Origin of the sequence: Ferrimonas sp. YFM (genome assembly GCF_030296015.1) — a bacterium.
GTDB lineage: Bacteria > Pseudomonadota > Gammaproteobacteria > Enterobacterales > Shewanellaceae > Ferrimonas.
Genome location: NZ_AP027368.1, coordinates 1,659,535 through 1,671,376 on the forward strand (window position 1 = coordinate 1,659,535; position 11,842 = coordinate 1,671,376).

The following is an 11,842-nucleotide window of genomic DNA, read 5'->3' on the forward strand; positions in this document are numbered from 1 at the left end:
TGGCGGAAATGAAAAGAGGCGCATGATGCGCCTCTTGTGTTTCTGCTTGTCGTCAGGTGTTAGCGGAAGCGCGATTCGGTGCGCATCCCCATCACCAAGCTGACGCACATCATCAGCAGGATCACCGTGAAGGGCAGGGCGGTGGAGATGGCGCCCGCCTGCAGTGCCTGGATGGACTCGGTGCCGCCAATCCACAGCAGGGCTGCGGCGATGGCCCCTTCGATGAAGGCCCAGAAGATGCGCTGAACCACAGGGGCATCCACCTTGCCGCCGGCGGTGATGCTGTCGATCACCAGGGAGCCGGAATCGGAGGAGGTGATGAAGAACACCATTACCAGGATGATCGCCACCACGGAGAGCAGGTCGCTCATTGGCAGGCTCTCAAACATCTCGAACATCGCCAGGGGCACTTCACGCAGGCCGTTGGTACCCAGGACGCCGACCTGATTGACCACCTGATCCAGGGCCAGGCCGCCAAACACAGACATCCAGATCAGAGTCACCAGAGTCGGCACGATCAGCACCGCTACGATGAACTCGCGCACGGTACGGCCTTTGGAGACCCGGGCGATAAACATGCCGACGAAAGGCGACCAGGAGATCCACCAGGCCCAGTAGAACACGGTCCAGCCGTGCATCCAGGCTTCGTCGGGGCGGCCATGGGGGTTACTCAGGGGCACCAGGTTTTCCAGGTAAGCCATCAGGGTGGTGGGAATGGCACCCAGCACTACGCCGAAGCCCAGCAGGGCGACGACCACCACCAGCAGCAGGGCCAGCAGCATGTTGATGTTGGACAGCAGCTTAACGCCGCCTTCGATGCCCCGGTAGACGGACACCACCGCCAACATGGTGACTACGGCGATCACCAGGATCTGCAGTCCCATGCCGCCGTCGATGCCGAAGACATGGTTGATGCCGCTGGCGGCCTGTTGGGCGCCCAGGCCCAGGGAGGTGGCCAGACCGAACAGGGTGGCCACCACCGCCAGGATGTCGACGATGTGACCGGGCCAGCCCCAGGTGCGGTCCCCCAGCAGTGGGTAGAAGATGGCCCGCATGGAGAGGGGCAGTCCCTTGTTGTAGGTGAAGAACGCCAGAGACAGGGCGACCACGCCATAGATGGCCCAGGGGTGCAGACCCCAGTGGAACATGGTGGCACCCAGGGCCAGTCTGGCCGCTTCCGGGGTGTTGGGTTCTACACCCAGTGGGGTTTCATACCAGCCGGTGAAGTAGGCCACCGGCTCTGCCACGCTCCAGAACATCAGGCCGATGCCCATCCCGGCGGCGAAGAGCATGGCCAGCCAGGAGAGGAAAGAGAAGTCCGCTTCCGCATTGTCACCGCCCAGGCGAATCTTGCCGAAGGGGGAGACAACCAGAGCCAAACAGAAGATCACGAAGATGTTACCGGACCAGATAAAGAGTCCGTCGAAGTTGTTGATGATCTTCCATTTGATTCCGTCGAGTGCGGCTTTTGCGGTGGCGGCGTCGGTAACGAGAGTACCGATGAGAAAGAGGATGATCAGGCCGGCGCTGATGCCGAAAACCGGATTGTGGACGTCGATGCCCCACTTTTGAACGTTATCCTGACCTATTGTGTAGTCAGTGCTGTCGATGCTGTATTTATCTATGCCTTTGGTCAAACCTTCCTCCCTAGTTGGGTTGCGATCTCTCCTGAGGTTACTTTTGGAAAATCGCTAACGGCGGTTAAAACGCGACAGTGTAACAGTAGGAGCCGTCCTCTTACACCGCCAGGATCACAAAACTATTTCAGTCATTTCTGGCTGGGATTATGGTGCGATCTGTGGGAAGTTATCTGAAAAAACACAAGGAGCTATAGGCGTTATGAGTGATAAGCCTTCTGTGTTGGTGCTGTTTGCCCACCCCTCTGTACACCGTTCTGAGATCAACGCAAAGATGCTGCGGGCGACCCGTCAGGTGGAAGGGGTGACCACGGTAGACCTCTATCATGAGTACCCGGACATGAGAATCGATGTGGACCGAGAGCAAAAGCGGCTGCTGGATCATGACGTGTTGGTGTTCATGTTTCCGGTGTATTGGTACTCCACCCCGTCGATCCTCAAGGAGTGGCAGGACCTGGTGCTCGAGCACGGCTTTGCCTATGGTGAAGGCGGCACCGCCCTGCAGGGTAAGGGCTTTGTCTGTGCCGCCAGTGCCGGCGGCCCGCAGCATGCCTACCGGGAGCAGGGCTACAACCATTTCACTATCCGCGAGTTGTTTCGTCCTCTGGAGCAAACGGCGCTGCTGACCGGCATGCGCTATCTGCCGCCCTTCATGTTGTTCGGTGCCCGCACTGCCGTGGATGAAGATCGCCTGCCGAGTCACCTGGAGGGGTGGCAGCAGATGCTCAGGCAACTGGTGGCCAAAGAGATCGATTGGGATCACGATGAGGCCACCCACACCAGTAACCACCTGGTGGAGGCGGCGTCATGACTCTCTATTTCCTGCAAGCCTTTATCTATCTGCTGGCGGCGGTGATCGCCGTTCCTCTGGCCAAGCGCCTGGGTCTGGGCTCAGTGCTGGGTTATCTGATCGCCGGTGTGGTGATTGGTCCCATCACCGGTTTGGTGGGTGAAGAGACCATGACCATTCAGCACTTCGCCGAGTTCGGGGTGGTGATGATGCTGTTCCTGGTGGGGTTGGAGTTGCAACCCAAGATGTTGTGGGAGATGCGCAACCGGCTGATCGGCCTGGGGGGACTTCAGGTGGTGCTGAGTACTGCCCTGGGCTGGGGTCTGGCTCAGTATGCCGGCCTGCCCTGGCAGAGCGCCCTGACCATAGGGATGATCTTCTCCCTCTCCTCCACCGCCATTGTGCTGCAGACCTTCAGCGAAAAGCACCTGGGCAATACCGATGGCGGCCGCAGTGCCTTCTCGGTGCTGCTGCTGCAGGACATCGCGGTGATCCCCATGTTGGCCTTTATTCCCCTGTTGGCGCTGCCTGAGCTGATCTCCGGCGCGAGTCAGGGGGATCATGGTCATGACATCAGCCTGGTGGCCGGGTTGCCTGGCTGGGGTTATGCCCTGGTGGTGATCACCACCATCGGCCTGCTGATTGCTGCCGGTCACTTCTTCAGTCGGCCCCTGTTCCGTTATGTGGCCTCTTCGGGCTTACGGGAGATCTTTACTGCCACGGCGCTGCTGTTGGTGATCGGCATCGCCGCCTTGATGGGGCTGGTGGGGCTCTCTCCCGCTCTGGGCACCTTCCTGGCCGGCGTGGTGCTGGCCAACTCCGAATTCCGTCATGAGCTGGAGTCCAACATTGAGCCGTTTAAGGGATTGCTGCTTGGACTGTTCTTCATCACCGTGGGCGCCGGCGTTAATTTCGGCGTGCTCTGGGAACAGTTGGGGCTGGTTTTGGCGCTGACCGCGGCAGTGATGCTGGGCAAACTGGTGATCCTCTATCTGCTGGGTTGGGTCTTCAAGGTGCGGGGCAGCGACCGCTGGCTGTTTGCCCTCAGTCTGGCCCAGGCCGGTGAGTTTGGTTTCGTGCTGTTGGGCTACTCTCAGCAGAACCAGGTGCTGTCCCAGGATCTGGTGCAGATGCTGTCCCTGGTGGTGGCCCTGTCCATGTTCCTGACACCGGCACTGTTTATCCTGTTTGAACGGGTGATCCTGCCCCGTTATGAGCAGCGCAGCAATGAGCGGGAAGCGGACACCATAGATGAGAAGGGCACGGTGATCATCGCCGGGGTAGGGCGTTTCGGTCAGATCATCAACCGCATGTTGACGGTCAATGGCATTCCTACCGTGGTGCTGGACCATGAGGCGGACCAGGTGGAGAACCTGAGAAGCATCAGGGTGAAGAGCTATTTTGGTGACGCCACCCGTCCGGACATGTTGCACACTGCCGGCATCGAGCAGGCCAAGGCCCTGGTAGTCGCCATCGACGAGCGGGAAGCGGCGGTGGAGCTGGTTCACTACGTGAAACAGACCTACCCCAAGGTGAAGGTACTGGCACGGGCCTACGACCGAGGGCACCTCTATGCCTTGCGCAGTGCCGGGGCGGACGTGGTGATCAAAGAGACCCTGCACTCGGCCCTGGCCCTGGGCAGCGAAACCTTGGTGGCCCTGGGCAATCACCCTTTCAGAGCCAGGCAGCGCAGGCTGGCGTTTGAAGAGGTGGAGCGCGAACACGACAAACTGCTGTATGACAGCTGGCTTCAGGGAGACGAAGGCGACAGATTCGGCACCCACTACCGGGATCTCTTCATGCAGCTTGAAGAGCTTCTCGGGGAAGCGATGCGGGGTCAGGACTCCGAGCGCCATTCCAGGGCGGAGCGCAGCTGGACCCCGCCGCCGAAGAACTACCTGGATCACTGGAAGAAACAGGGCTAGCCCTCTTGCTCAGTGGTTGAGTCTGGCGATGCGATTTCTCAGGTGTGTCACCAGGGTTTCAGTGAACGCCGGTGAACCGCCGTGGCCCGCCTGCAGGTAGAGCTGGTAGGTGGGGCGGTTCTGGTTGGGTTTGACGTGGCTGCCGAAGAAGGTGGAGATGTCCAGCGCCTGCAGGGTCTTTCTGGCGGCGATGGGCTGCTGAATCAGCACCGAGGCCAGATACCCCACGCTGTCGCTGGCCTCAAGATGGTCCAGCAGCAGGCTCAGGTTGGTGGTCTTCATGGAGACCTTCAGTGGTGCCCCAATCTTTTCGGCAAACGCCTCCATTCTGTGGGTTCTGATGCCGCTCATGGAGTAGTTGAGCAGGGCCACAGGGTGGTCGAAGGCCCGGTCCAGGGTCAGATCCTGCTGGAAGATGGGGTGATCGCGCCGGGCCACCAGGTAGAACTGCTTGATCTCGCCGATGGGGTGCAGGGTCACCCGGTTGCTGGGACTGGGGTTGATGGAGATGCAGTAATCCAGCTGTGACTGGTTCAGCTGTTTCTGTACCTCGGTGGACCAGGGATGAAGATTGAAAGTGAGCTTCAGGTCCAGCTCCTCCCGGCTCAGATGCAGACACTCCAGCAGCAGAGGGCACATGTGCTCCTGAGCCGCCACATTCAGCTCTTCCAGGCGGCTTCGATGGCGAGCCAGAGTGTCGGACAGGGGCTGGTAACTGTCGATGACGGCCTTGGCCATGGGGTAGAGGGTCTCAGCCAGACCATTGGGCTCCATACCGTACTGTTGCCGGATAAACAGTTCATCATCGAACACCTCCCGCAGTGTGGTCAGCGCCCGGCTGACCTTGGGTTGGGTGCTCTGCAGTCGGGCGGCGGTGACTGTGGCACTGCGCTGCTCATACAGCTCGACCAATACGCTTAGGGTGAAAAAATCCAGTTTGTTGAGTTCTTTTGGCATAGAGAGTCTGGGTCTGGAGGGGTAGGGTCAGTCTAGGTGTTCTGGTCGGATCTGTCCCGGCACCAGGTCACATAAGCCGGAGTCAAAAAAGGGGCCCGAAGGCCCCTGTTGCTTATTGGGTATCAGCCCAGAGGGATGATGCTTTCCACCTTCAGGGTCAGGTTACAGGCACCCACCTGGCTCCAGTCGAGATCTTCCGGTTTGAATTCTTCGCCAATGCCGGCGCCGGGAACCGGAGTGGCCCAGTCAGGACCGAACAGGCCGGTGCGGGTGTAGTCTGTGGTTACCAGGATACGGGCACCGCGGTTGCGGCTGTCCTCTTCCAGTCCGGTCTTGGTGAACTGGGCGGGGTCGTACTCATAGTAGGAGAGGCGGGCTTCACCGTTCATGATCATGTTGTAGCAGGTGTTGTTCTTGCCGATAAACATGCTGGCGTAGTAATCGCCCTCAATCTCTTTGAGGCCAAAGCCGAAGGTGGCGATGTTGGGGGTTTCCACATCGACCCCCTCCTCCTGGAAGCGGTTGACCGTGGCCACCAGCTTGGCGCCGATGGCGTTGTCTTTCTGTTCGATGACGTAGGCTTTGCCGTCATCGGGGAACATCTCGGTCATGTGCTGGCGGTTGTCCATGGCACAGGCGGCCGCCAGGGCAGTGGCTCCGGTTTCCCCTTCAGCCGCTTCCTTCCAGCGGAAGTTGTGCACCTGGGCATCCAGCTGCGCCTGCAGCCATTGGGCGTTCAGGTAGGAGCCGCTGCCATAGTAAGAGCTGCCGGAGGCGCCGGTCTTGCCATCTACCGCACCGAAGGCAAAGGCTGGTTGCTCGAAGGTGGGATCCGTCGGCTCGCCACTTGGGCCGCCAGGCTCAGTACCGCCGTCGTGGCCTTCGTGACAGGTGGCGCAGTCGCCGTAATCGCCATGAGGCGGCGTGACACCGGTGTCACCACTGCCATCGTAGGTGTGGCAGGAGAGGCAGTCGTCGTTGGCGGCGGCTGCGTGAGAGACCGTGGTTTTCACTTCGGCGTCGCCGCCGTTGGGGTCCACATAGTCGAAGTGGACACCGGCCGCGGCGCACTGGGTCACGAAGTCATAAGGCTTGATGGGAGGGTTGTCCTTAAGGTCGTTCAGTTCCTGCTCCAGCGCCTGATTGGCGTCGGTCAGCTGGCTGTTCTCCTTTTCCAGGGCGGCAAGCTGAGCCTGGGTTTCCGGGTCGGGTTTGTAGATCACCTTGTCATCGTCATCACAGCCAGTGAGAGCCACTACGGAGGCGCAGATAAGGGACAGCGCAAATTTACGTTTCATCATCATTATTTCCCTGCGGGTTATAGCTCGGGCACTGAGGCCCGGTTGGTCTCGGCCTCGGGCCGAAGAAGTTGATTAAAGGCCTGGCTGCGGTGAACCCGGATCTGGCCAAAGTGATCTTCGATGAGCATCACCGCCAGTTGCTGCCGCTCCGCCAGGGCCAGGGTGTCCTTGACGCCCATTACCATGGCCGCAGTAGCCAGGCCATCAGCCGTGGTGCAGCTGGGGGCAATGACGGTGGCGGACACCACCTGGGTTTGCACCGCCCTGCCGGTTTTGGGATCGATAATGTGGGAGAAGCGGGTGCCCTGGCTTTCGAAATAGCGCCGATAGTCTCCAGAGGTGGCCACAGCCTGGTTATTCAGGGCGATGCGGGTGGTATCGCTATAGCTGGCAGGCCTGGGGTTATCCACGCCCACAGTCCAGGGCCGCCCATCTGCCCTTGTGCCCCTGGCCATCACTTCGCCGCCTATCTCCACCAGAAAGTGGTGGATGCCGCTCTCCTGAAGCAACTGACCCATGGCATCAACCCCATAGCCCTTGGCGATGGCCGACAGATCCAGCCTGGTGCGCTCCCGGGTTTTGGTGAGTTCGTCTTGGTCGAGGGTGATGCTGTCGAGGCCGGTGTGAGCTCGCACTTCGGCGATCTCTTCATGGGTGGGCACTCGTCCGGGAAGCCCATAGGGGCCAAACCCCCACAGGTCGATAAGCGGGGCTATGGTGATGTCCAGGGCGCCGCCGGTAAGGCGCCCCAGGCGCATCGCTTCGCGGATGACCTGATGCAGCTCAGCGGAGAGCTTCAAGGGGTGGCGGGCTGAAGCTTCATTGACCGCATTGATTTCGGAGTCGCTGCGCCAGGTCGACATGCTGGCATTGATCTTCTCCAGCCTGGCTTCCACCTTCAGGTGCAGTTGGTAGACCTCTTTGGCGCTAGTGGGGGCTGCCGACCAGGAGATGGCGTACTTGTTGCCCATGGTTTGCCCATAGAGGTGATAAACCTTGTGTTGCTGTTCCGCCACAGACCCATAAGAGGTCATTAGGAAGCTAATAAACATCAGAGATAAATAAAGCTGTCGGCGCATTTTTTCTTTTGGCTTAAATAACCGTGTTTAAAAAGTTAACGCCGAGAAACTTTGTATGAAACTGGCGTTTTTACATTGTGTGACATTGCACCTTACCCCTGATGTTTAACTCATTGTTGGGTAAACATATACGTAAGATTGATAATGGATATGCCAATTCCGCCTATCTGACCCAGTGCACTTTTTGGGGCCGATTTGAGGCCTGAGCAGAGGGCAAGCTGTTTGCTGTGGCCTAACGGACACTGTGGCATTGGTCATCTATTAGCGAACGAAATCGACGGATATAGTAGGACAGCGTTGAAAGACCCGGCCGAAATTCAAACCCAATTTTCAGGAGAAACAGGATGAAGCGATTGACCTCCAAAACCATTCTGCTGCCACTGCTGTCCGCATTGATGGCCACCCCGGCGGTGGCCGGCGCCGAGCTCATCAATCCGGATGCCAGCGCCGACGCCAGGGAGATCAACCGGCCGGCCTTATGGCCGAAACCTACCAATCCAGTGGCGCCAGGATCTGAAAACAGCGAGGCACTTCAGGTGGTTCAGGGGTTTTTTCTCTGCCTACGGCAGGGGCGATATGGAAGCGCTTAAGCACTACGTGGCCGAGGATGTGGAGTGGCACATTCCGGGACGACATCCGCTGGCGGGCACCAAGCGAGGCATTGAAGCGTTTATGCAGTTCTTCCATGAACTGGGTAAGGCCGGCTTTGCCGCCGAAGTGATGATACTGGCGGCCAACGATACCTATGTGATTGATGCCCACCGAGGCTGGAGCAGTCAAGCGCAAGAGAACATCGATATTAACTGGGTACTGTTATATCAGATTGAAGACGGCAAGATCCGCCGGGTGCAGAACTTTTCTGGGGACCTATATTCCTCCGATCAGTTTTTTAATCGCTTCGTTCAGTCGGAGAAGTAATCGAGTTGAATTCACCTGATACTTTCATCTATGGGGGAGTATTAATGATTTCTCGGATTTGTTATCGAATAAAATAATCTTGGTAAAAAGTATGCGACGCGAAAAACAGAAGGTTGCCCTGGTCACCGGGGGCAACCGGGGCATAGGTTTGGCCACAGTCCATGGATTGGCTCAGCGGGGAATCAAGGTGTTGTTGGGGTGTCGTGACCTGGCGTCTGGCGCACAAGCGGCAGAGGGCCTGGAAGGGGACGTGAATGTGGTGGCCCTTAACCTCTCAGATTCGGCAGAGCTGCAGCGACAGGTGGCGACCATCGAGGCCGAGTATCCACAGATAGACATACTGGTGAATAACGCCGCGGTGTTGGAGGAGGGCGATTTTGCGTCGGTGGAGTTCCAACACCTGATGAGCTCCATGCAGGTGAATGCTATGGCGGCGATGCAATTGACTCAGCACTTTGGCAATGCCATGGCCCGGCGAGGCTATGGGCGTATCGTCAATCTGTCTTCGGGCTGGGGGGCGTTTTCCGATGGTTTGACCGGACCCGCCGCCTACTCCATCAGTAAGGCTGCCCTGAACGCCGTCACCAAGGTGGCAGCCAACAGCTATCCCACTAACGTCAAAGTCAACGCGCTCTGCCCAGGCTGGGTTCGCACTCGTATGGGCGGAGAGATGGCGACCCGTTCCGCAGAGCAGGGGGCGCAGACGGCCATCTGGTTGGCGCTGCTGGACGATGATGGGCCCTCCGGCCAGTTCTTTCGGGATAAAGAGGTTATCGACTGGTAGGGACTTCGCTCAGGCGGCACATGACCACATCAAGAGATTCAGTGCCCAGTCGTTTGGTGATGAATGGGCGGGAACACTAAGAGGTATCTATGGACAACTTTATCTATTCCATCCCCACCCGGGCTTACTTTGGCCGGGGGCAGGTGGCTAATCTGGGCAGTGCCGTTAGAGAGTTCGGCGGCAGCAAGGTGTTGCTGGCCTACGGCGGCGGTTCCATCAAGCGCAATGGCATCTTAGACGAAGTGCTGGCCGAGTTTGACAAGGAGGGGATCGCCCATGTCGAGCTGTCTGGCATCAAGCCCAATCCCAGAATCGAGAGTGTCGAGGAGGGCATCTCTCTGTATCGTCAGCATGGCTGTGACTTCATCCTGGCCGTGGGGGGCGGCTCGACTCTGGATGCTGCCAAGGCGATCGCCGCGGGGGTCAGTTACTCGGGGCCGGTTCTGGATCTGTTGACCGGAGTCGCTGCGATCAACAGCCCTGCGCCTCTGGGCACCATACTCACCATGGCGGGTACCGGTTCGGAGATGGACGCCGGAGGCGTCATCACTGCCGGAGAGGACAACAAGAAGCTGGTGATCATGCACCCTGAGCTCAACCCCAGGTTCTCCATTCTGGACCCCGCATACACCTTCACCGTGCCGGCGCTTCACTCCATGGCCGGTTGCGCCGACATCCTCTGCCATTTGATGGAGCAGTATTTCACCCCAGAGTCCGGCGCCGATGTGCAGGACAGGATGAATGAGGGACTGATGAAGGTGGTGCTGGAGCACGGGCCCCGTATTCTGGCCAATCCGGAAGATTATGACGCCAGGGCCAACATCATGTGGGCCAGTTCCATGGCGCTGTCCGGTTTTCAGCTGCTGCTGGGTAAGCCGGGATTCAAGTTTCCCATTCACTATCTGGGCCATGAGCTGTCCAGCCTCTACGACATGACCCATGGGGTAACCCTGGCGTTGCTGACACCGGCCTGGATGCGTCATACGGTTGAGGCCAATCCCGATGCCCTGGCGGTGTTTGCCCGTTTTGCCCGTAACGTGTTCGATGTTAAGCAAAAGGATGAGCGGGCGGCGTTCGAGGCCGGCATCGATGCCTTGATTCAGTACTACCGGACCATTGGCATGCCGGTCAGCCTGGAGGCGGCCGGTGTCGAGGAGGAGAGATTGGAATATCTGGCGGAGAAGGCCACGGAAAATGGTGAGCTGGGGATTCTCTCCAGCATAGGTAAAGCCCAGGCGTTGGCGATCTATCAGACTGCCTATCGCCAGTAGTGGACATAAAGGGGGCCATCAGGCCCCCTTCGCATCTCTTGCTTCAGCTTAGCTGAGTAAAGATCTCGGTCTCCGGCAGGCGGGACTTGGGCAGGGCGGCGTTAAAGTCGCCCTCTTTGCGGTAACCCAGGGCCACCATGGCGACGGCGGTGTAGCCCTTCTCCAGCAGACCAAACTCCTCGTTCAGCACCTTGGTATCCAGACCTTCAATAGGCAGGGCATCGATGCCCAGCGCTGCGGCGCCCAACAATACGGTGCCCATATTCAGATAGAGCTGCTTCTCCATCCAGTGCTGGGCATCTTTCAGATCGAAGCGGTGAATGTTCACGAAGGCGGAGCGGCCCATGTGCACCATCTCTTTATGCTCTGGTTCGGCAAAACGGCCATCGCGCTCTTCGGTGTTCAGCAGGTGCTGGGTGTAGTCATCGTCGATTCCGGTTTTGGCACAGAACACGATGACGTGGGAGGCGTTCAGTACCTTGGCCTCGTTGAAGGCGAAGAAGCCCTGGGTGCCCTTGGCGATGCGGTGACGACCCTCTTCGGAGTCGGCAATCACAAAGTGCCAGGGTTGGGAGTTGACGCTGGATGGGCTGAAGCGCAGCAGCGCCTTTACCTGGTCAAACAGCTCGGCGGGGATGGTTTGACTGCCATCAAACTCCTTGGTGGAGTAGCGGGACTGGACAATCTCTTTCAGATTCATGGAAAGCTCCTAACAGCATCATAGGTTGGCGTATGCTGTGTATAATAGGGATACATTCCTTTTAAACAAGTACGCACAGAAATGTGCTATAGGCACAAAATGGATACTGTAAAACGCACAAGATACTCCTCCTATCAGGGCAAGGGTTGTCCGGTGGAAGCGACTCTGGAGCTGTTCAGTGGCAAGGGGAAAGGGATGATCCTTTATCATCTGCTGGATGGGACCTTGAGGTTCAATGAGCTCAAACGCCGGGTGGGGTGCATTACCCAGAGAATGCTGACCAAGCAGCTGCGTGAGCTGGAATCCTACGGCCTGGTGCATCGTAAGGTTTACCCTGAAGTGCCCCCCAAGGTGGAATACAGCCTCACTGAAACCGGTCGCAGCCTGGAGCCGATTCTGCTCTCTCTGAAACATTGGGGAGAGCAGCACGCCATGCCTATTCTGCTAGAGCGTCAGCAGCAGGAGGCGCTCGCCGACTAA

General features: G+C 58.5%; 12 protein-coding genes. 7 read left to right on the forward strand and 5 right to left on the reverse strand.

Features of this window, described 5'->3' with window-relative positions; genetic code table 11:
- Window positions 1-59 precede the first annotated feature (59 nt).
- A complete protein-coding gene (locus QUE41_RS07785) occupies window positions 60-1,637 on the reverse strand; it encodes a BCCT family transporter (RefSeq protein WP_286342308.1) in 1,578 nt (525 codons plus the stop codon).
- Between the two features lie 202 nt (window positions 1,638-1,839).
- Here QUE41_RS07785 and QUE41_RS07790 point away from each other — a divergent pair, with 202 nt between their 5' ends.
- Both QUE41_RS07790 and QUE41_RS07795 read left to right on the forward strand, forming a co-directional pair.
- On the forward strand, window positions 1,840-2,448 hold the full coding sequence (locus tag QUE41_RS07790) for an NAD(P)H-dependent oxidoreductase (protein WP_286342309.1): 609 nt from the start codon (window positions 1,840-1,842) through the stop codon (window positions 2,446-2,448).
- A complete protein-coding gene (locus QUE41_RS07795) occupies window positions 2,445-4,352 on the forward strand; it encodes a monovalent cation:proton antiporter-2 (CPA2) family protein (protein WP_286342310.1) in 1,908 nt (635 codons plus the stop codon). The genes QUE41_RS07790 and QUE41_RS07795 overlap by 4 nt, the downstream gene beginning before the upstream one ends.
- A 9-nt stretch (window positions 4,353-4,361) precedes the next feature.
- Here QUE41_RS07795 and QUE41_RS07800 read toward each other — a convergent pair whose 3' ends face one another.
- The 3 genes from QUE41_RS07800 to QUE41_RS07810 form a co-directional block, all read right to left on the reverse strand.
- Window positions 4,362-5,309 (reverse strand): LysR substrate-binding domain-containing protein, encoded by a 948-nt coding sequence (locus QUE41_RS07800; RefSeq protein ID WP_286342311.1) that lies wholly within the window; start codon window positions 5,307-5,309, stop codon window positions 4,362-4,364.
- Window positions 5,310-5,431: 122 nt separating this feature from the next.
- A complete protein-coding gene (locus QUE41_RS07805; protein WP_286342312.1) occupies window positions 5,432-6,610 on the reverse strand; it encodes a hypothetical protein in 1,179 nt (392 codons plus the stop codon).
- A 17-nt stretch (window positions 6,611-6,627) separates the two neighbouring features.
- On the reverse strand, window positions 6,628-7,644 hold the full coding sequence (locus QUE41_RS07810; RefSeq protein ID WP_286342313.1) for an FAD:protein FMN transferase: 1,017 nt from the start codon (window positions 7,642-7,644) through the stop codon (window positions 6,628-6,630).
- 389 nt (window positions 7,645-8,033) lie between these two features.
- Between QUE41_RS07810 and QUE41_RS07815 the strand changes: the two genes are divergently transcribed.
- From QUE41_RS07815 to QUE41_RS07830, 4 genes are all read left to right on the forward strand, one after another.
- The gene (locus QUE41_RS07815) at window positions 8,034-8,279 is read left to right on the forward strand and encodes a hypothetical protein (protein ID WP_286342314.1); all 246 of its coding nucleotides are present in this window, start codon (window positions 8,034-8,036) and stop codon (window positions 8,277-8,279) included.
- Window positions 8,266-8,607 (forward strand): nuclear transport factor 2 family protein, encoded by a 342-nt coding sequence (locus tag QUE41_RS07820; protein ID WP_286342315.1) that lies wholly within the window; start codon window positions 8,266-8,268, stop codon window positions 8,605-8,607. Before QUE41_RS07815 ends, QUE41_RS07820 begins: the two co-directional genes overlap by 14 nt.
- Before the next feature lie 91 nt (window positions 8,608-8,698).
- A complete protein-coding gene (locus QUE41_RS07825) occupies window positions 8,699-9,391 on the forward strand; it encodes an SDR family NAD(P)-dependent oxidoreductase (RefSeq protein WP_286342316.1) in 693 nt (230 codons plus the stop codon).
- An 89-nt stretch (window positions 9,392-9,480) separates the two neighbouring features.
- Complete coding sequence (locus QUE41_RS07830; protein WP_286342317.1) at window positions 9,481-10,662, forward strand: iron-containing alcohol dehydrogenase; 1,182 nt, start codon at window positions 9,481-9,483, stop codon at window positions 10,660-10,662.
- A gap of 43 nt (window positions 10,663-10,705) precedes the next feature.
- Here QUE41_RS07830 and nfsB read toward each other — a convergent pair whose 3' ends face one another.
- Window positions 10,706-11,362 carry an oxygen-insensitive NAD(P)H nitroreductase gene (gene nfsB / locus QUE41_RS07835; protein ID WP_286342318.1) on the reverse strand — a complete coding sequence of 219 codons (657 nt, stop codon included), beginning with the start codon at window positions 11,360-11,362 and terminating at the stop codon, window positions 10,706-10,708.
- Window positions 11,363-11,461: 99 nt separating this feature from the next.
- On the opposite strand from nfsB, the gene QUE41_RS07840 reads away from it, so the two are divergent.
- Window positions 11,462-11,842, forward strand: a complete 381-nt coding sequence (locus tag QUE41_RS07840; RefSeq protein WP_286342319.1) for a winged helix-turn-helix transcriptional regulator — start codon at window positions 11,462-11,464, stop codon at window positions 11,840-11,842.